Origin of the sequence: Mycobacterium paraense (genome assembly GCF_002101815.1) — a bacterium.
Lineage (GTDB): Bacteria > Actinomycetota > Actinomycetes > Mycobacteriales > Mycobacteriaceae > Mycobacterium > Mycobacterium paraense.
Genome location: NZ_LQPM01000025.1, coordinates 19,539 through 39,781, shown reverse-complemented (window position 1 = coordinate 39,781; position 20,243 = coordinate 19,539). Strand labels below are relative to the sequence as shown.

Here is a 20,243-nt window from a genome sequence, read left to right as displayed (position 1 = left end):
CGCCCGAAACGTCGGTGCGGCACGATAGGAGGACAAGAAGCAGCCGATTACAGGAGCGGAAGTTGACCACGGAGTTCGCGCGCCACGATCTGGCCAAATCCCCCAGCAGCGCAAGCGAACCCGACCGCGTTCGGGTGATCCGCGAAGGCGTCGCTTCCTACCTGCCGGACATCGACCCCGACGAGACGTCGGAGTGGCTCGAGTCCTTCGACGAGCTGCTGGAGCGCTCGGGTCCGGCGCGGGCCCGCTACCTGATGCTGCGGCTGCTGGAGCGGTCCCGTGAGAAGCGGGTCACCATCCCGGCGCTGACGTCGACCGACTACGTCAACACCATCCCGACCGAACTGGAGCCGTGGTTCCCCGGCGACGAGGATGTCGAACGCCGCTTCCGGGCGTGGATCCGCTGGAACGCCGCGATCATGGTGCACCGCGCCCAGCGCCCGGGAATCGGTGTGGGCGGCCACATTTCGACCTACGCCTCGTCGGCGGCGCTGTACGAGGTCGGCTTCAACCACTTCTTCCGCGGCAAGTCGCATCCCGGCGGCGGGGACCAGGTGTTCATCCAGGGCCACGCCTCCCCCGGCATCTACGCGCGCGCCTTCCTCGAGGGCCGGCTCAGCGAGGACCGGCTCGACGGCTTCCGCCAGGAGCACAGCCACGCCGGCGGCGGGCTGCCCTCCTACCCGCACCCGCGGCTGATGCCCGACTTCTGGGAATTCCCCACCGTGTCGATGGGCCTGGGCCCGCTCAACGCGATCTATCAGGCCCGGTTCAACCACTACCTGCACGACCGGGGCATCAAGGACACCTCCGACCAGCACGTGTGGTGCTTTTTGGGCGACGGCGAGATGGACGAACCGGAGAGCCGCGGGCTGGCGCACGTGGGGGCGCTGGAGGGCCTGGACAACCTGACCTTCGTGATCAACTGCAACCTGCAGCGCCTCGACGGCCCGGTGCGCGGCAACGGCAAGATCATCCAGGAGCTGGAGTCGTTCTTCCGCGGCGCCGGCTGGAATGTCATCAAGGTGGTCTGGGGCCGCGAGTGGGACGCCCTGCTGCACGCCGACAAGGACGGCGCGCTGGTCAACCTGATGAACACCACGCCCGACGGGGACTACCAGACCTACAAGGCCAACGACGGGGCCTACGTGCGCGACCACTTCTTCGGCCGCGATCCGCGCACCAAGGCGCTGGTCGACCACATGACCGACTCCGAAATCTGGAACCTCAAGCGCGGCGGGCACGACTACCGCAAGGTCTACGCGGCCTACCGGGCCGCCATCGACCACAAGGGCCAGCCGACGGTGATCCTGGCCAAGACCATCAAGGGCTACTCGCTGGGCGCGCACTTCCAGGGCCGCAACGCCACCCACCAGATGAAAAAGCTTGCGCTGGAAGACCTTAAGCACTTCCGCGACTCCATGCGGATCCCTATCAGCGACGCCCAGCTGGACGAGAATCCCTACCTGCCGCCCTACTACCACCCCGGCCCCGACGCCCCGGAGATCCGCTACATGCTGGACCGCCGCCGCACCCTCGGCGGCTTTCTGCCCGAACGGCGCACCAAGGCCAAGGCGCTCAAGCTCCCCGGCCGCGAAATCTACGCCGCCCTGAAGAAGGGATCGGGGACCCAGGAGGTCGCCACCACCATGGCGACCGTGCGCACGTTCAAGGAAGTATTGCGGGACAAGGAGATCGGGCCGCGCATCGTGCCGATCATTCCCGACGAGGCGCGCACGTTCGGCATGGACTCGTGGTTCCCGTCGCTGAAGATCTACAACCGCCTCGGCCAGCTGTACACCGCCGTCGACGCCGAGCTGATGCTGGCGTACAAGGAAAGCGAAGTCGGCCAGATCCTGCACGAGGGCATCAACGAGGCGGGGTCGGTGGGCTCCTTCATCGCGGCCGGCACGTCGTACGCGACGCACAACGAGCCGATGATCCCGATCTACATCTTCTATTCGATGTTCGGGTTCCAGCGCACCGGCGACGGCCTGTGGGCGGCCGCCGACCAGATGACGCGCGGCTTTTTGCTGGGGGCGACGGCCGGGCGCACCACGCTGACCGGCGAGGGCCTGCAGCACGCCGACGGCCACTCGCTGCTGCTGGCCGCCACCAACCCGGCGGTGGTGTCCTACGACCCGGCGTTCGCCTTCGAGATCGCCTACATCGTGGAGAGCGGGCTGGCCCGCATGTTCGGGGAGAACCCGGAGAACGTGTTCTTCTACATCACCGTCTACAACGAGCCGTACCCGCAGCCGCCCGAGCCGGAGAACTTCGATCCCGAGGGGCTGCTGCGCGGCATCTACCGCTACCGCGCCGCGACCGAGCAGCGCACCAACACGGCGCAGATCCTGGCGTCGGGGGTGGCCATGCCGGCGGCGCTGCAGGCCGCCGACATGCTGGCCGCCGAGTGGGACGTCGCCGCCGACGTGTGGTCGGTGACCAGCTGGGGCGAGCTGAACCGCGACGGCGTCTGCGTCGAGCGGGCCAGGCTGCGCCACCCGGACCAGCCGGCCGCCACCCCGTACGTGACCCGGGCCCTCGAAGGGGCCACCGGGCCGGTGATCGCCGTCTCGGACTGGATGCGGGCCGTGCCCGAGCAGATCCGGCCGTGGGTGCCGAACACGTTCGTCACGCTGGGCACCGACGGGTTCGGCTTCTCCGACACCCGCCCCGCCGCGCGGCGCTACTTCAACACCGACGCCGAGTCGCAGGTTGTCGCGGTCCTCGAGGCGCTGGCCCGCGACGGGGAGATCGATCCGTCGGTGCCCCGTGCGGCCGCCCGCCAGTACCGCATCGACGACGTGCTGGCCGCGCCCGAGCAGACGTCGGACCCCGGAGTGGCCTGACGTCGCTCCCCTTCCCGCCGAGTGTGCGGCCAGCCGCACAGTGGGCGCCCAGTGTGCGGCAGGCGGCACACTCGACGCCGGCCCCTGCCGCAACACCCCCGCCGCCTTGGCGAAAAGTTCCAAATTCTGGCGTAGGTTTTGAGGGGTGAATGACAACGCCTTCGCCGGCCCGTTCGCGTCGTCGCGGCCCAGGTCGCCGCTCGAACTGCTGGACCACGTGCCGGAGTCGGTGCTGCGGCGGCTGAAGCAGTACTCCGGGCGGCTGGCCACCGAAGCCGTCGCGGTCATGCAGGACCGGTTGCCGTTCTTCGCCGACCTGGAGGCCTCCCAGCGGGCCAGCGTGGCGCTGGTCGTGCAGACGGCGATCAACAACTTCGTCGAGTGGATGCAGGACCCGCACAGCAACGTCAGCTACACCGCGCAGGCCTTCGAGCTGGTGCCCCAGGACCTGGCCCGCCGGATCGCGCTGCGGCACAGCGTGGACATGGTGCGCGTGACGATGGAGTTCTTCGAGGAGGTGCTGCCGCTGGTGGCGCGCTCCGAGGAGCAGCTGACCGCCCTGACGGTCGGCGTCCTGAAGTACAGCCGCGACCTGGCGTTCACCGCCGCCTCGTCCTACGCCGAGGCCGCCGAGGCGCGCGGCACCTGGGACAGCCGGATGGAGGCCAGCGTCGTCGACGCGGTGGTGCGCGGCGACACCGGCCCGGAGCTGCTGTCCCGGGCGGCGGCGCTGAACTGGGACACCACCGCACCGGCGACGGTCGTGGTCGGGATCCCGGCTCCGGGCCGCGACGGGCCGGACGGCGAGATCGGCACCCCGCGGGCCAGCCAGGACGTCCGCGACATCGCCGCCCGCCACGGCCGGGCGGCGCTCACCGACGTGCACGGCACCTGGCTGGTGGCGATCGTGTCGGGCCAGTTGTCACTGACCGATAAATTCCTGGGCGACCTGTTGACCGCTTTCGCCGACGGCCCGGTGGTCATCGGGCCCACGGCGCCCATGCTGACCGCGGCCTACCACAGCGCCAGCGAGGCGATATCCGGGATGAACGCCGTCGCCGGCTGGCGCGGCGCGCCACGGCCCGTGCTGGCCCGCGAGCTGCTGCCCGAACGGGCCCTGATGGGCGACGCGTCGGCGATCGTGGCGCTGCACACCGACGTGATGGGGCCACTGGCCGACGCCGGCCCGACGCTGATCGAGACTCTTGACGCTTACTTAGATTGTGGCGGCGCGATTGAGGCTTGTGCCAGGAAGTTGTTCGTTCATCCAAACACGGTGCGCTACCGGCTCAAGCGCGTCACCGACTTCACCGGGCGCGATCCCACCCAACCGCGCGACGCATACGTGCTGCGTGTGGCCTCGACGGTCGGGCAGCTGAACTACCCGGCGGCGCCCTCCGGCGCCGCCGCGAACACCGTCGCGCCGGTTCCCCTGCCGGTCAGAAGCGGTACGACGGGCTAGTCGGCGGGCAGTGATTTAGGCAACAGATCGCAGCCGGGTATCAAAAACGTCGCTTACGGAGCCGTTTTGTGGGGTGTATACAAAAACCTAAGACGAGGTTCATAATCTGTTACACCCGCCAAAACCGTTTCCACAGTGTTCTCTTAGACACGTGATCGCATTGCTTGCGCCCGGACAAGGGTCGCAGACGGAGGGGATGCTGTCGCCGTGGCTGGAGCTGCCAGGCGCCGCCGACCAGCTCGCGCTGTGGTCGAAGGCCAGTGGCCTGGACCTGGTGCGGCTGGGCACCACCGCGTCGACCGAGGAAATCACCGACACCGCGGTGACGCAGCCGCTCGTCGTCGCCAACACGCTGCTCGCCCACCAGGAGCTGACCCGTCGCGGCCTGCTCGCCGGCGCGGACGTCGTCGTCGCGGGCCACTCCGTCGGGGAGATCGCGGCCTACGCGATCGCCGGGGTGCTCGCCGCCGATGACGCCGTCGCGCTGGCCGCCACCCGCGGCGCCGAGATGGCCAAGGCCTGCGCCCTCGAGCCGACCGGCATGTCCGCGGTGCTCGGCGGCGACGAGGCCGAGGTGCTGAGCCGCCTCGAGGAGCTCGAGCTGTTCCCCGCCAACCGCAACGCGCCCGGCCAGATCGTGGCCGCGGGCCCGCTGTCGTCGTTGGAGAAGCTCGCCGAAGACCCGCCGGCCAAGGCGCGGGTCCGGGCGCTCGGCGTGGCCGGGGCGTTCCACACCAAGTACATGGCTCCGGCCCTGGACGGCTACGCCGCAGCGGCGGCCGCCGTCGTGACCGCGGAGCCCACCGCCACGCTGCTGTCCAACCGCGACGGCAAGCCCGTCGCCTCGGCGGCGGCCGCGATGGAGACCCTGGTTGCCCAGCTGACCCAGCCGGTGCGCTGGGACCTGTGCACCGAGACGCTGCGCGAGCGCAACGTGACGGCGATCGTGGAGTTCCCCCCGGCGGGGACGCTCACCGGCATCGCCAAGCGCGAACTTCGGGGGGTTACGGCGCGTGCCGTGAAGTCACCCGCAGATCTGGACGAGTTGGCAAACCTCTAAACCGCCCGCTTTCGCCAGAGCAAATAACAACTGCAAACGTCAAACCGATTTGCACACAACACATTACGAAGGGAATAGGCCGTGGCCGTCAGTCAGGAAGAAATCATTGCCGGTATCGCCGAGATCATCGAAGAGGTGACCGGTATCGAGCCGTCCGAGGTCACCCCGGAGAAGTCGTTCGTCGACGACCTGGACATCGACTCGCTGTCGATGGTCGAGATCGCGGTGCAGACCGAGGACAAGTACGGCGTCAAGATCCCCGACGAGGACCTCGCCGGTCTGCGCACCGTCGGTGACGTGGTCGCCTACATCCAGAAGCTCGAGGAAGAGAACCCCGAGGCCGCCGAGGCTCTGCGCGCCAAGCTGGAGACCGAGAACCCCGAGGCCGTTGCCAACGTCAAGGCGAGGCTGGAAGCGGACAGCAAGTGACGAAGCCTTCCACTGCCAATGGCGGTTACCCCAGCGTTGTGGTAACCGCCGTCACGGCGACGACATCGCTCGCGCCGGACATCGAGAGCACGTGGAAGGGTTTGTTAGCCGGCGAGAGCGGCATCCGCGTGCTCGAGGACGAGTTCGTCACCAAGTGGGACCTGCCCGTCCGGATCGGTGGACACCTCAAGGAGCCCGTCGATAACCACATGGGCAGGCTCGACCTGCGTCGCATGTCCTACGTCCAGCGGATGGGCAAGTTGCTGTCCGGTCAGCTCTGGGAGACCGCGGGCAATCCCGAGGTCGACCCCGACCGCTTCAGCGTCGTGGTCGGCACCGGTCTCGGTGGGGCCGAGCGGGTGATCGAGAGCTATGACCTGATGAACGAGGGCGGCCCCCGCAAGGTGTCGCCGCTCGCGGTTCAGATGATCATGCCCAACGGCGCCGCTGCGGTGGTGGGTCTGCAGCTCGGCGCCCGCGCCGGGGTGATGACCCCGGTGTCGGCGTGCTCGTCGGGTTCGGAGGCGATCGCCCACGCGTGGCGTCAGATCGTGATGGGCGACGCCGACGTCGCCGTCTGCGGCGGTGTGGAGGGCCCCATCGAGGCGCTGCCCATCGCGGCGTTCTCGATGATGCGCGCCATGTCGACCCGCAACGACGAGCCCGAGCGTGCCTCGCGTCCGTTCGACAAGGACCGCGACGGCTTCGTGTTCGGCGAGGCCGGGGCGCTGATGCTCATCGAGACCGAAGAGCACGCCAAGGCCCGCGGCGCCAAGCCGCTGGCCCGGTTGATGGGCGCCGGCATCACCTCGGACGCCTTCCACATGGTGGCGCCCGCAGCGGACGGCGTGCGTGCCGGTCGCGCGATGACGCGGTCGTTGGAGCTGGCGGGCTTGTCTGCCAAGGACATCGACCACATCAACGCGCACGGGACCGCGACGCCGATCGGTGACACCGCGGAGGCGAACGCCATCCGGGTGGCCGGCTGCGAGGGGGCCGCGGTCTACGCGCCGAAGTCGGCGCTGGGCCACTCCATCGGCGCGGTCGGTGCGCTGGAATCCGTTTTGACGGTATTGAGCCTTCGGGACGGCGTGATACCGCCCACCCTCAACTACGAAACACCCGACCCTGAGATCGACCTTGATGTGGTCGCGGGCGAACCCCGCTACGGCGAATTCCGTTACGCGATCAACAACTCGTTTGGGTTCGGCGGCCACAACGTGGCGCTCGCGTTCGGGCGCTACTAGAGCCGGACAGCACGGAAGGAACCATCGCAAGACCCATGACAGAGCTGGTTACCGGGAAAACGCTCCCGAATGTCGTCGTCACCGGCATTGCCATGACGACCGCTCTGGCGACCGACGCCGAGAACACCTGGAAGTTGTTGCAGGATGGCCAGAGTGGCATCCGCGTCCTCGACGACCCGTTCGTCGAGGAGTTCGACCTCCCGGTGCGCATCGGCGGACACCTGCTGGAAGAGTTCGACAGTCAGCTGACGCGCATCGAGCTGCGCCGGACGGGCTACCTGCAACGCATGTCGACCATCCTGGGCCGACGGGTGTGGGAGAACGCCGGCTCGCCCGAGGTCGACACCGACCGGCTGATGGTGTCCATCGGTACGGGGATGGGCTCGTCGGAGGAAATGGTCTTCAGCTACGACGACATGCGGACTCGGGGCCTCAAGGCCGTCTCGCCGCTGGGTGTGCAGAAGTACATGCCCAACGGTGCCGCCGCGGCGGTGGGTCTGGAACGGCACGCCAAAGCCGGTGTGATCACACCGGTTTCGGCGTGTGCGTCGGGTTCCGAGGGCATCGCCCAGGCGTGGCGCAACATCGTGTTCGGCGAGGCCGACATCGCCATCTGTGGTGGGGTCGAGACGAAGATCGAGGCCGTGCCGATCGCCGCGTTCGCCCAGATGCGCATCGTGATGTCCACCAAGAACGACGACCCGGTGGGCGCCTGCCGCCCGTTCGACCGGGACCGCACCGGATTCGTGTTCGGTGAGGCCGGCGCGCTGATGGTCATCGAGACCGAGGAGCACGCCAAGGCCCGCGGCGCCAACATTCTCGCGCGATTGATGGGGGCCAGCATCACCTCCGACGGCTACCACATGGTCGCCCCGGACCCCAACGGCGAGCGCGCCGGGCACGCGATGGCGCGGGCGATCCAGCTGGCGGGCCTGTCCCCCACGGACATCGACCACGTCAACGCGCACGCCACCGGCACCTCGGTGGGCGACGTGGCCGAGAGCCGCGCGATCAACAAGGCGCTCGGCGGCCACAAGCCGGCGGTGTACGCCCCCAAGGCCGCACTCGGCCACTCGGTGGGTGCGGTCGGCGCGGTGGAGTCGATCCTGACCGTGCTCGCGTTGCGGGACCAGGTCATCCCCCCGACACTGAACCTGGAAAACCTCGATCCGGAGATCGATTTGGACGTGGTGGCGGGCAAGCCTCGCCCGGGCGACTACAAGTACGCGATCAACAACTCGTTCGGATTCGGCGGCCACAACGTCGCACTCGCCTTCGGGCGGTACTAACCCCGCCTTAATTGGCGAGCACACTCGGAACAGGAGACCTGGGATGACAATCATGGCCCCCGCGTCGGTTGGTGAGTCGCTCGACCCCCGGGACCCGTTGCTGCGTCTGAGCAACTTCTTCGACGACGGCACCCTGGAGCTCCTGCACGAGCGCGACCGCTCCGGCGTGCTCGCCGCCGCGGGGTCCGTGAACGGTGTGCGCACCATCGCGTTCTGCACGGACGGGACGGTGATGGGCGGCGCGATGGGCACCGAGGGCTGCAAGCACATCGTCGACGCCTACGACACCGCCATCGAGGAGCAGAGCCCGATCGTGGGCATCTGGCACTCCGGTGGGGCGCGGCTGGCCGAGGGCGTCAAGGCGCTGCACGCGGTGGGCACGGTGTTCGAGGCCATGATTCGCGCCTCGGGCTACATCCCCCAGGTCTCGGTGGTCGTCGGCTTCGCCGCCGGCGGCGCTGCTTACGGGCCCGCGCTCACCGACGTCATCGTGATGGCGCCGGAGAGCCGGGTGTTCGTCACCGGCCCCGACGTGGTGCGCAGCGTCACCGGCGAGGACGTCGACATGGCCTCGCTCGGCGGCCCGGAGACCCACCACAAGAAGTCCGGGGTGTGCCACATCGTCGCCGACGACGAGCTCGACGCCTACGAGCGCGGCCGCCGGTTGGTCGGATTGTTCTGCCAGCAGGGTCATTTCGACCGCAGCAAGGCGGAGGCCGGCGACACCGACATCCACGCGCTGCTGCCCGAGTCGGCGCGGCGGGCCTACGACGTGCACCCGATCGTGACCGCGATCGTCGACAAGGACGCGCCGTTCGACGAGTTCCAGGCCAACTGGGCGCCCTCGATGGTGGTAGGGCTGGGCCGGCTGTCCGGCCGCACGGTCGGCGTGCTGGCGAACAACCCGCTGCGCCTCGGCGGCTGCCTGAACTCCGAAAGCGCCGAGAAGGCAGCGCGTTTCGTGCGGCTGTGCGACGCGTTCGGCATCCCGCTGATCGTGGTCGTCGACGTGCCGGGCTACCTGCCGGGCGTCGACCAGGAGTGGGGCGGCGTGGTGCGGCGCGGCGCCAAGCTGCTGCACGCCTTCGGCGAGTGCACCGTTCCGCGCGTCACGCTGGTGACCCGAAAGACCTACGGCGGGGCCTACATCGCGATGAACTCCCGTTCGCTGAACGCGACCAAGGTGTTCGCGTGGCCGGACGCCGAGGTCGCGGTGATGGGCGCCAAGGCCGCCGTCGGCATTCTGCACAAGAAGAAGCTGGCCGCCGCGCCCGACGACGAGCGCGAGGCGCTGCACGAGGAGCTGGCCGCCGAGCACGAGCGGATCGCCGGTGGTGTGGACAGCGCCATCGAGATCGGCGTGGTCGACGAGAAGATCGACCCGGCGCACACCCGCAGCAAGCTCACCGAGGCGCTGGCGCAGGCGCCCGTTCGCCGCGGCCGCCACAAGAACATCCCGCTGTAACGGCGACTTTTAAACGGCTCCCTACTTGACGAGGGCCGAAACGAGCGCCCTGCCGATCTTCGATGTGGTGCGACTCCTCAGCCGGTACCAGACGCCGGCGACGGAGCTCTTGACTCTGGCGGTCCGTCGCGGGTTGTCGAGCGCGAGAAGGCTTTCGGCGATGCCGTGGGCGAACCGTTCCCTGTCCCGCGGCGAAAGGTCGCACCGTTGCAGGAATTCCATCGCCGCAAAGTTGTCCTGGAACGGATAGTCGACGGAAAACATCAGGTTGTCGAGGCCCAACATCGCTCGGGCGCAATCGAACACGGGGACGTCGAACACGCCGCTGCTGGTGATGAAGACGTTGCGGCGCAGATAGTAGCCGACCGTTTGGCGCATTCCGACGTGTGCCTGGTCGCGCTCTGGCGATGCCAGCAACCATCCGGCCATCGTCAGCCCGACGTTGAGCCGCGTGAAGCAGTAGGGAAGAAGTTCTCCCATGTGCCCGACGATGACCTTCAAGTTTGGGTGCCGATCGAAGACCCCGGCACAGATCAGCCTGAGCACGTGCGTCCCGGTTTCGACGGGCCAACCCCAGGTTGGTATGAGGGCCGAATCGAAGGGGGCGTAATACGCATTCGACACCGCCGGCGGCGGGTCGGTGGGGTGAATGTAGACAGGGACACCGAGGGACTCGGCCCGGCGCAGGAGCGGGTCGAACGACGGGTCGTCCAGATAACGGCCGTTGGTGTGGCCGTTGATCAGCGCGCCCTTGAAGCCGAGGTCTCGCACGGCGCGCTCCAGCTCGTGTGCGGCGTCGGCCGGCGACTGGGTCGGCAGCATCGCAAAACCCGCGAACCGCGCCGGGTGTGCGGCGATCGCCTCGGCCAGCCAATCGTTGACTTCGCGGCAGACGGCGATCGCCAAGTCCGCCTGGTCGTCGGCGAGGATCTGGATCCCGGGCTGGGCGTGTGAGAGCACCTGCATGCCGATTCCGGCCGCGTCCATGAGTCGAATTCGCTCGGCCCCGACATCGCTGAGCCTGCCGCGCACGGCGGCATACCTCCGCTGCAACGGCTCGGGGTACAGGTCCCAGACCCGGGGATGCAGGAACGCCTCTTCCAAAGCCACCACGCGAGAAACGGATTTCGTGGCCATCGTCGATCCTGCCGCTACGGCTTGGCCGCGGTGACGGCGTGCGTGCGGAGCAGTGGTAACCCCCACCACGCGCGCCAGCCAAGGTCGCGACGCTCGACCTGGGCCATGCCGCGCTCACGAAGCCTCCTGGCGTACAGTCGGGTGAAGCCGAGGTCTGCGATCACGAGGCGGCCTCCCGGCCGCAGGACGCGTACGGCCTCGTCGATGGCGGACAGCCTCGCCCTATTGTCCGGCAGGTTGTGGATCGCGAGGTTGCTCACCACCAAATCGAAAGACGCGTCGGGGAATTGCAGGGCGGTCATGTCGCAGGTGTGCAATTCGACCCGATCGGCGACTCCTTCGGCCTCCGCGTTCGCCCGCGTTGCCTGCAGGGAGTTACCGGTTTGGTCGGCCCGCCAAATGTCCACGCCCACCGCCCTTCCCCGGGGTAGCAGTTTGGCCGCGGCCAGCAGGACCGCGCCGCGCCCGCAGCCGAGGTCGAGCACGCGTTCGTCGCCCCGCAGTCCGATCCGGGTCAGCAGCCGTGCCCATACTTCGAACTTTCCTCGCTTGCTGAACCGCAGGACGCCGATGCCGGCAGCAACCAGGAGGGCGGCAACCGCGGCGGCCCCGAGCCCGATAAGTGTGTGTCCCTTCGCCAACCACAGGGCCGCCGAAACCGTTGCCGCAGCGCACAACAACAGATAGCCGATGAGGGCCACCGGCGCGGGAATCAGCCGGTAGTCGCCGTCTACCCCGTACTGCCCCCGCGGGCGGGCAAGTTCGGGTGCCGGTTCAGTCATCGAGATCACCTCCGTAGGCCGCCGTCCGGTAACTTCGGGCGAGACGTTCCAGGATCGGGAGGGCTTTCGCCGCAGCGCGTTTCACCGTGTCGCTGTTCGGCGCCTCGGTTGGCTCGAACGCGCGGCGCACCGTGTCGGCAAGTCGATCGGCCTTCTGCTTCAAGGTCAGCCTGATGACCGGTGGCAAAAACGGCTCGGCCGCGAAAAACCCGAACACGATGACGGGCAGGGTGTAGTCGAGGTCCTCTAGGCGCAGGTCCGGGCGCAGCATGCCCTCCGCGGCGAGCGCACCCACGTAGTCGCGGTGGACACCAAGCTTGTTTTCCTCGAGCCGCCGATGATTCTCCGCGGCGAGGAAAGCGCCGAGGGTGTCGGCGTCGCGGGTGTACAGCGCGCGCAACACGGGTCGGTTCATCGCCTCGATGAAGAGCCGGCGCAGGTAGCGGTTCAGCGCGACCTCGGCCGGATTTTCGCGGATCGCATCCACGATCGCGTCCGCCATCGCCGCGGCCTCCCGGGCGCTGACCGCGTGAAAGACGTCCTCGCGGGATCGCCAATGCAGGTAGATGGTGCCCTTGCCCACTCCGGCGCGACGCGCCAACTCATCGACCGTCACCCGCCGAAATCCCCACGACAGCAACAGGTCCCTGGCGGTATCGAGGATCCGGTCGGCCCGCTCCCGTTGATCGAGGCGCGCACGTTCCACCATCGGCGCTCCTTCCCCGTGCGAACTGTGACTTATGACCAAAATACAATATTGGTCATAAGTCATCAACTGGAGGATGTCAGGAGTCCAAGAAGTGCTGCACGGTATCGGTGAGGATGCGGCCGCCCGCGGTGTTGAGGTGAATGCCGTCGATGTGGAGCTGCCAGCCGTTGCGTCGGGAGATCTCGTCAAAGCTCTGCCGCATCACCATTTCCCGCCATAGATAGTCCCGGTACAAGGACGCGAACGAGAAGCGGGTGAACGGTTTGGTCGTCGAAGTCCGTGCGAGCTCCTCCTCGAAGGCCTCGTTGAACGCGATGTAGTCGGTGGACCCGACCGCCGCTGCCTCGCGGATGATGCCGTTGTAGGTGCCGAACAGCTCGTTGAGCCGCGCCTGAACCGGATGGCCCGAACGGGGCTCTTCGCCCACCGGGGCAAGGGAACTCAGCGCGACCCGGGCATTGGCCTCCCGTTGCAGCCTGTGCACGATGGCGGCGAGGTTCTCTGCGAAGCGCGTCGGTGAGGGTCCTTCCGAGACTCGCTTCACAATCCGAACGAATCGCGCGAAATTGGGAAAGGCGCTGGCCATGATGTCGTTGGCGCCGATGAGCACGATGACCCGGCTCGGCCGTAGCGCGATCACGCGGTCGAGGCGCCGCACGGCATTGAACGACAGGTCCCCGCCCACACCGAGGTTGACGAATCGAAATCGATTGTTGTGCGGCCGCTTTTCCAGCTCGTCGATCCATTTGTAGGTTCCCCTCGACGCGGTGGTGCTCGAGCCGAGGCAGGCCACCGTTTCGGGCCCCGTCGGATGGGTCACGGCGCGCGGCCGAGAATCTGAGACACCACCCGGTCGAGATCGGCTTCCTGAGCACAGCTGTCGGCGCGCCAGCCGACGAAGTCGTCGGGGCGCACCAGTAACGCCGCGTCCGGTGCCAGGCCCGTCACCGCCGCCCAGGCGCCGTCGACGTCGAGCGCAGTGCCGATGCGCCGCACCGTGATTGGGACTCCAATCGTCTTTGATGCCTCGGCCGCGGCCTCGGACCACGCGGCATCGTCGTCCCCGGTGAACAGCGTGAAGCCGGGACCGAGCAGGTCGAGGGTGGAGACGCGCCTACCGTCGTCGACCACCCAGGCGTGCGGGACCCGGGTGCCGGATTGCCCGCGCAATTCCTGCACCAGCGACACGGCGCCCGGATCGGTCGGACCTGGTTCGTCGGAAACCACTGCGGCCGAACGGTATTGATAGCCGATCAGCAACGCGAACATCGGCGCCTCTTCCTGCGCCGGCAAGGTGGGCCGGTTGTCGTCCAGCTTCAGGAACGCCAGCGACGGCCCGGTGAGCGACTGGCGCGCGTTGAAGCGCCCGACCGGGTGCCGCTCGGCATGGTAGGTGTCCAGCAGGTCGGAGCCGGCGGTCCCCTTCAGGACGGCGGCCAGCTTCCAGGCCAGGTTGTGCGCGCTTTGGATGGCGGTGTTGGCTCCGCCGGCCTTGAACGGCGGCATGGTGTGGGCCGCGTCCCCGACGAGAAACGCTCGGCCGCAGCGAAATTGGTCGGCCACCCGCTCGTACGGTTGCCACGGCGCGACGTCGATGACCTCCACGTCGATCGGCTCGCCGACCGCTTTCGTCAGCAGCTCGCGGCACCGCTGCGCGGTGAACTGATCGGCGCTCTCCCCGCGGCCGGGAAAGTAGGTGGTGATGAACATGCCGAAGTCGTCGCGCACCGAAAGAAAGATGCCCTCCACGTCCGGATTGCTCACCTGGATCCCGTCGCCGCCTTCGAGCCGTGGGACAAACTTTCGCCACGGCGCCCGGAAGTAGATGAAAACGACGTAGATGGGCAGCGCCCCGTAGCCCGCGGTGGTCACGCCCACGGCGTCGCGGATCGGGCTGTGCACACCGTCGGCAGCGACGAGGTACTCGGCACGCACGGCCTCCGTTTCGCCCGACTCCCGGTCGCGGATGACCGCGGTGATGCCGCCCTCATCCTGCTCGAAGGAGTCCAGCCCCGTGTTGTAGCGCACCTCGCCGCCGTCCCGACGGATGTGCGCGAGCAGGATCGGTTCGAAGGCGCTCTGCGGACAGTACTGCCCGCCCGGCTCGGGGCTCAGATCCTTGAAGGGCGCGAAGATCGCGTTCACGTCGAACGCGCGCCTCTCGTCGGCGCTGTTGAGCGTCGGCCTGGTGAGCATGTCCGAAACGCCGTGGGCGATCGCGTGGATCTCGTCGGCAAGGCCCAGGCCGCGCAGGATCTCCAGGCTGCGGAAGCTGAGGTTGCGCGCCTTCGGGTAGATGAAGGTCTCACTGCGCTTTTCGACCAGCAGGGAGCGAACCCCGTGTTTGGTGAGCAGCGCGGAGGTTGCAAGGCCGGCGGCGCCGGCGCCGACGATCAGCACCGGGACGTGCTTGACGGTCATCGCCTTCTCCCCTCTAGACGGAACTGACCAGTTCCATCTAGAGCCAATGTGGCACGAAGCAGCGGAATGCGCAACAACTACGGCGCGGGCGAACCGGCGAGCGGCAAGATCACGTCTTCGAGCACGCGCCGCACGTAGACGCGGTCGACCGGCCGTCCCGTGATCACCCGCAGGATGTTGAGGCCGAGCAGGGCGTCGGGGATCAGGCTCAGGTCGCGGCCGGCCGGAATCTCCCCGCGAGCCACCGCCCGGTCGAGCATCGTCCGGACCACCTGGCGCGGCGGGGAGAGCACCAGGTCGTCCAGGGCGGCCGCCAGCACCGGGTTGTGCATGGCCGCCGTCGCCACCCCGACCACGACCCGAATCATTTGCGCGTCAGACTCATTCAGGTTGGGGGCGGCCGCGACCACCGCGTCGATGTCGCCGCGAAGGCTGCCGGTGTCGGGCGGTTCTATGGGGCCCAGCCGCCGCCGCCAGTGGGCGATGGCATCCGCAACCACCACGGCCTTCGATGGCCAGCGGCGGTATATCGCCGCCTTGCCCACGCCGGCGCGCGAGGCGACGTCGTCCATGCTTAACCGGTCATACCCCACTTCGGCCACGCCGGCCAGCGTCGCGTCGAGGATCGCCGTGTCCAACGATCGATCGAGGCGTCCCGGCCGTCGGGCGCGGGGCGGCTGGCCGCTTTCGAGCTCCATGGGCTTCCTAACGATACGGATTAGTTCCGTCTATGGTATCCGTTGCCGTGCCTCAGCCAAAGCGCGCCACGAACTCCTCGGCCACGGCGACCACCCGCTCGCGATCCCCCGCGACCAGTCCGATGCGGGTCCGTCGATCGACGATGTCGTCGACGTCCAGCGCGCCCTCGTGCGTCACCGCGAACTCGAACTCCGCCCGGGTCACGTCGATGCCCTCGGCGACCGGCTCGGCCGGGCGCTCACAAGTCGCGTTCGCGACGACACCGAACGCTTCGGCGCCGTAACGCGCCACCAGCGACGCGGGCAACCCGGCGACCGACCCCGCGGCGGGGCCAGGGTTCGCAGGCGCCCCGATCAGCGGCAGGTCGCGGGTGTGGCAGTCGGCCGCGCGCAGCCCCCGCCGGCCGACGGCGAAGTCCACGACATCCTCGGCCATGTAGCGGTATTCGGTCAGCTTGCCGCCGATGATGCTGATGACGCCCGATGGCGACTCGATGACGGCGTGCTCGCGCGACACGTCGGCCGTGCGGCCCTCGCCGGTGTCGATCAGCGGGCGCAGGCCGGCGTAGGCGCCGAGCACGTCGGCCGTGCCCAGCGCGGTGCCGAGCGCGGTGTTCACCGTGTCCAGCAGGAAGGTGATTTCGTCACCGGACGGTTGCGGCACGTCGGGGATCGGGCCGGGCGCGTCTTCGTCGGTCAGGCCCAGATAAACCCGGCCCAGCTGCTCGGGCATGGCGAACACGAAGCGGTTGAGCTCGCCGGGGATCGGAACCGTCAGGGCCGCAGTCGGATTCCCGAACGCGCGAGCGTCGAAGACGAGGTGCGTACCCCGGCTGGGCCGCAGCCGCAGCGAGTCGTCGATCTCGGCCGCCCACACCCCGGTCGCGTTGATCACCGCGCCGGCCGACACGTCCAACGACTGCCCGGTGCGCTGATCGGTCAACCGCGCCGAGGTGCCCGTCGCCTCGGACGCCGCGACGTAGGTCAGGATGCGGGCGCCGTGCTGGGCCGCGGTGCGCGCGACCGCGGTCACCAGCCGGGCGTCGTCGATCAATTGCCCGTCGTACGCCAGAAAGCCGCCGTCGAGCCCGTCGCGTCGCACCGTGGGCGCCATCTCCACGACGCGCTGCGCCGACACCCGCCGCGACCGCGGCAGCACGGACGACGGCGTGCCCGCGAGTGCCCGCAATCCGTCGCCGGCCAGAAACCCGGCGCGCACCAACGCGCGCTTGCCGCGGCTCATCGACGGCAGCAGCGGCACCAACTGCGGCATGGCGTGCACGAGATGAGGGGCGTTGCGCGTCATCAGGATTCCGCGCTCGACGGCGCTGCGCCGGGCGATGGCCACGTTGCCGCTCGCCAGGTAGCGCAGGCCGCCGTGCACCAGCTTGGAGCTCCACCGGCTGGTGCCGAACGCCAGGTCGTGCTTCTCCACCAGCGCCACCCGCAGGCCGCGCGACGCGGCGTCGAGCGCGATCCCGACGCCGGTGATGCCGCCGCCGATCACGACGACGTCGAGCGGCGCGCCGTCGGCCAGGGCGTTCAGGTCGGCGGTGCGGCGCGCGGCGTTCAATGCGGACAGGTTCACGAGAGGTATCCGTTCAGCGAGTAGGCGAGCTCGGCGGCCAGCGCGTCGGCGTCCAGGATCGGGCGGACGATCCGTTCGGACTGGATGGTCGACTGGGCGATGAGCAACACCATGGTGGCCATCTGCAGCGGGTCGCCGGCGCGGACGCTGCCGTGGCGCTGGGCGGCGCGCAGCCGCTCGGCCAGGGCGTCGATCAGCATCTGCTGGCTGGCCCCGAGGCGTTCGGTGATGTAGATCGGCGCGAGCTCCGAATGCAGCACCGACATCACGAGGTCGTCGCGGCGCAGCAGGTCGGCCACGGTGACGATCTGTCGCACCAGCGATTCCCGGTCGTCGCCGAGCAGCGGGGCGTCGCGCATGACGCCGGTGATGTGCCGGGTGAGCAGCGCCGCCACGATCGACTTGGTGTCCGGCCAGCGGCGGTACACCGTCGGCCGGCTGACGCCAGCCCGGCGCGCGATCTCCGCCAGGGTGACCCGGTCCACCCCGAAATCGACCACGCAGCTGGCCGCCGCCGCCAGGATCCGGTCCCCGGTATCCGACGGCGCGTTACTGATTGACAGCATGTGTAATACTGTAACGCATGACGCACGCCGAGGAACTCCTTCCGCCGATGAACTGGAACGCCTGGGGGGATCCCGCCGCGGCGAAGCCGCTCTCGGAAGGCATCCGCTCCCTGTTGAAACAGGCTGTGGGACTGGAGGATTCGACGGTAACCGAGATCGGCGCCGACGACGTCAGGCTGCGCCCGTCGGCGCTGTCCCCGGCCCACACGGACGCGCTGGCCGGCATCGTCGGCGCCGAGTACTGCCGCACCGACGACCGCGACCGGCTGCTGCGCGCCGGCGGCAAGTCCACCCTCGACCTGCTGCGACGCCGGGACCCCGGCGTCCAGGACGCCCCCGACGCCGTGCTGCTGCCCGGGGACGACGAGGCCGTCGCCGCGATCCTGCGCTACTGCTCCGAGCACCGCATCTCCGTGGTCCCGTTCGGCGGGGGCACCAGCGTGGTCGGCGGCCTCGATCCCACCCGCGGCGCGTTCGAAGCCGTGGTGTCGCTCGACCTGCGCCGCTTCGACCAGCTCGTCGAGCTCGACGAGGTGTCCGGCCAGGCCACCCTCGGCGCCGGCGTCACCGGACCGGACGCCGAACGCCTGCTCGGCGCGCACGGCTTTTCGCTCGGGCATTTCCCGCAGAGCTTCGAGTACGCCACCATCGGCGGATTCGCCGCCACGCGATCGTCGGGCCAGGACTCGGCGGGCTACGGCCGATTCGACGACATGGTGCGCGGCCTGCGGATGGTCACCCCGGTGGGCACGCTGGAGCTCGGGCGCGCACCCGCGTCGGCCGCGGGCCCCGACCTGCGCCAGCTGCTGCTCGGCTCGGAGGGAACGTTCGGCGTCATCACGCAGGTGCGGCTGCGCGTGCACCGCATCCCCGAGGCCGTCGAATACGAGGCGTGGTCGTTCCCCGATTTCGAAACCGGCGCCGCCGCGCTGCGCGCCGTCACCCAAAACGGCACCGGCCCCACCGTCATCCGGCTCTCCGACGAGGTTGAGACCGGGGTCAACCTGGCCACCACCGAGGCGATCGGCGAAAGCCAGATCACCGGAGGGTGCCTGGGGCTCACCGTGTTCGAGGGCACCAAGGAACACGTCGAAAGCCGGCACGCCGAAACCAGCGCCCTGCTCGCGGCGCGGGGCGGCACGTCACTGGGCGAGGGGCCGGCGCAGGCCTGGGAGCGCGGCCGGTTCGGCGCGCCGTACCTGCGCGACTCGCTGTTGTCCGCGGGCGCGCTCTGCGAGACGCTCGAGACGGCCACCGACTGGTCGAACGTGTCCGCGCTGAAAGCCGCTGTCACCCAGGCGCTTACGAGCGCGCTGGCCGAGTCGGGCACCCCGGCGCTGGTGATGTGCCACATCTCGCACGTCTACCCCACCGGCGCCTCGCTCTACTTCACCATCGTCGCCGGGCAGCGAGGCAATCCGATCGAACAATGGTGGGCCGCCAAGAAGGCCGCGTCGGACGCGATCATCGCCAACGGCGGCACCATCACCCACCACCACGCCGTCGGCGCCGACCACCGGCCCTGGATGCGCGAGGAGGTCGGCGAGCTGGGCGTCCAGGTGTTGCGCGCGGTCAAGGCGGTGCTCGACCCGGCCGGAATCCTCAACCCCGGCAAGCTGATTCCGTGACCCGCCGCGAGGTCGGCAAAGTCACCGCGCTGACCAATCCCGCCTCCGGGCACGGCGCCGCCATTCGCGCGGCCCAGGTCGCGATCGCCCGCCTGCACGAGAGGGGTGTGCAGGTCACCGAGATCATCGGCGACGACGCCGAGGACGCGCGCCACCTCGTCGCCGCCGAACTCGAACGGGGAACCGACGCGGTGATGGTCACCGGCGGCGACGGCGTCGTCTCCAACGCCCTGCAGGTGCTCGCCGGCACCGACGTCCCGCTGGGCATCGTCCCGGCCGGCACCGGCAACGACCACGCCCGTGAATTCGCGATCCCCACAAAGGATCCCGCGGCCGCCGCGGACGTCATCGCCGACGGCTGGACGGAAACCATTGACCTGGGCCGGATCCGGTGGGCCGACGCCGAAAAGTGGTTCGGCACCGTGGCCGCCACCGGCTTCGACTCCCTGGTGACCGATCGCGCCAACCGGATGAGCTGGCCGCACGGCCGGTTGCGCTACTACATCGCGATGCTCGCCGAGCTGTCGCAGCTGCGGCTGTTGCCGTTCCGGCTGGTGCTCGACGGCGATGAGGAGATCGACGCCGACATCACGCTCGCGGCCTTCGGCAACACCCGCAGCTACGGCGGCGGGCTGCTGATCTGCCCCAACGCCGACCCCACCGACGGCCTGCTCGACATCACCATGGCCCACTCCGCCTCGCGCACCAAGCTGGTCCGCCTGTTCCCCACCGTCATGAAGGGCACACACGTCAACCTCGACGAGGTGACCACGGCGCGCGCCAAGACGATCCACGTCGAGTGCCCCGGCATCAACGTCTACGCCGACGGCGACTTCGCGTGCCCGCTGCCCGCCGAAATCTCCGCGGTGCCCGCGTCGCTGAAGATCCTTCGTCCGGCCCGGCCGTGAAT

At 69.0% G+C, this 20,243-nt stretch carries 17 protein-coding genes; 9 read left to right on the top strand and 8 right to left on the bottom strand.

Annotated elements, in window-relative coordinates; translation table 11 throughout:
* Positions 1-62 precede the first annotated feature (62 nt).
* The 7 genes from aceE (at position 63) to AWB89_RS20180 (ending at position 9,804) form a co-directional block, all read left to right on the top strand.
* Positions 63-2,852 carry a pyruvate dehydrogenase (acetyl-transferring), homodimeric type gene (gene aceE / locus AWB89_RS20210; protein ID WP_085176051.1) on the top strand — a complete coding sequence of 930 codons (2,790 nt, stop codon included), beginning with the start codon at positions 63-65 and terminating at the stop codon, positions 2,850-2,852.
* Between the two features lie 145 nt (positions 2,853-2,997).
* Positions 2,998-4,314: a PucR family transcriptional regulator gene (locus tag AWB89_RS20205; protein ID WP_085176049.1), complete on the top strand. Its 1,317-nt coding sequence runs from the start codon at positions 2,998-3,000 to the stop codon at positions 4,312-4,314.
* A 151-nt stretch (positions 4,315-4,465) separates the two neighbouring features.
* On the top strand, positions 4,466-5,374 hold the full coding sequence (locus AWB89_RS20200; RefSeq protein WP_085101754.1) for an ACP S-malonyltransferase: 909 nt from the start codon (positions 4,466-4,468) through the stop codon (positions 5,372-5,374).
* A gap of 81 nt (positions 5,375-5,455) precedes the next feature.
* Positions 5,456-5,803 (top strand): meromycolate extension acyl carrier protein AcpM, encoded by a 348-nt coding sequence (gene acpM, locus AWB89_RS20195; protein WP_003872368.1) that lies wholly within the window; start codon positions 5,456-5,458, stop codon positions 5,801-5,803.
* Entirely contained in the window at positions 5,800-7,050 is a 1,251-nt protein-coding gene (kasA, locus tag AWB89_RS20190; protein ID WP_085101756.1) for a 3-oxoacyl-ACP synthase KasA, read from the top strand. Before acpM ends, kasA begins: the two co-directional genes overlap by 4 nt.
* Positions 7,051-7,085: 35 nt before the next feature.
* Complete coding sequence (gene kasB, locus AWB89_RS20185) at positions 7,086-8,339, top strand: 3-oxoacyl-ACP synthase KasB (RefSeq protein WP_085101758.1); 1,254 nt, start codon at positions 7,086-7,088, stop codon at positions 8,337-8,339.
* 43 nt (positions 8,340-8,382) lie between these two features.
* Entirely contained in the window at positions 8,383-9,804 is a 1,422-nt protein-coding gene (locus AWB89_RS20180; protein WP_085176047.1) for an acyl-CoA carboxylase subunit beta, read from the top strand.
* Positions 9,805-9,825: 21 nt separating this feature from the next.
* Here AWB89_RS20180 and AWB89_RS20175 read toward each other — a convergent pair whose 3' ends face one another.
* The 8 genes from AWB89_RS20175 to AWB89_RS20140 form a co-directional block, all read right to left on the bottom strand.
* Entirely contained in the window at positions 9,826-10,941 is a 1,116-nt protein-coding gene (locus AWB89_RS20175; RefSeq protein WP_085176045.1) for an amidohydrolase family protein, read from the bottom strand.
* A 14-nt stretch (positions 10,942-10,955) separates the two neighbouring features.
* On the bottom strand, positions 10,956-11,723 hold the full coding sequence (locus tag AWB89_RS20170) for a class I SAM-dependent methyltransferase (protein ID WP_085176078.1): 768 nt from the start codon (positions 11,721-11,723) through the stop codon (positions 10,956-10,958).
* Positions 11,716-12,432: a TetR/AcrR family transcriptional regulator gene (locus tag AWB89_RS20165; protein WP_085176043.1), complete on the bottom strand. Its 717-nt coding sequence runs from the start codon at positions 12,430-12,432 to the stop codon at positions 11,716-11,718. Before AWB89_RS20165 ends, AWB89_RS20170 begins: the two co-directional genes overlap by 8 nt.
* A gap of 76 nt (positions 12,433-12,508) precedes the next feature.
* Entirely contained in the window at positions 12,509-13,252 is a 744-nt protein-coding gene (locus tag AWB89_RS20160) for an SGNH/GDSL hydrolase family protein (protein WP_158089838.1), read from the bottom strand.
* On the bottom strand, positions 13,249-14,853 hold the full coding sequence (locus AWB89_RS20155; protein WP_085176041.1) for an FAD-dependent monooxygenase: 1,605 nt from the start codon (positions 14,851-14,853) through the stop codon (positions 13,249-13,251). The genes AWB89_RS20160 and AWB89_RS20155 overlap by 4 nt, the downstream gene beginning before the upstream one ends.
* Positions 14,854-14,930: 77 nt before the next feature.
* Entirely contained in the window at positions 14,931-15,551 is a 621-nt protein-coding gene (locus AWB89_RS20150; RefSeq protein WP_085176039.1) for a TetR/AcrR family transcriptional regulator, read from the bottom strand.
* A gap of 52 nt (positions 15,552-15,603) precedes the next feature.
* On the bottom strand, positions 15,604-17,139 hold the full coding sequence (locus tag AWB89_RS20145; RefSeq protein ID WP_372515249.1) for a glycerol-3-phosphate dehydrogenase/oxidase: 1,536 nt from the start codon (positions 17,137-17,139) through the stop codon (positions 15,604-15,606).
* Positions 17,136-17,705: a TetR/AcrR family transcriptional regulator gene (locus AWB89_RS20140; RefSeq protein WP_085101775.1), complete on the bottom strand. Its 570-nt coding sequence runs from the start codon at positions 17,703-17,705 to the stop codon at positions 17,136-17,138. The genes AWB89_RS20145 and AWB89_RS20140 overlap by 4 nt, the downstream gene beginning before the upstream one ends.
* Positions 17,706-17,752: 47 nt before the next feature.
* Here AWB89_RS20140 and AWB89_RS20135 point away from each other — a divergent pair, with 47 nt between their 5' ends.
* Positions 17,753-19,333: an FAD-binding oxidoreductase gene (locus tag AWB89_RS20135; RefSeq protein WP_142282588.1), complete on the top strand. Its 1,581-nt coding sequence runs from the start codon at positions 17,753-17,755 to the stop codon at positions 19,331-19,333.
* Positions 19,330-20,241, top strand: a complete 912-nt coding sequence (locus AWB89_RS20130) for a diacylglycerol kinase (protein ID WP_085176033.1) — start codon at positions 19,330-19,332, stop codon at positions 20,239-20,241. The genes AWB89_RS20135 and AWB89_RS20130 overlap by 4 nt, the downstream gene beginning before the upstream one ends.
* Positions 20,242-20,243: the final 2 nt, after the last annotated feature.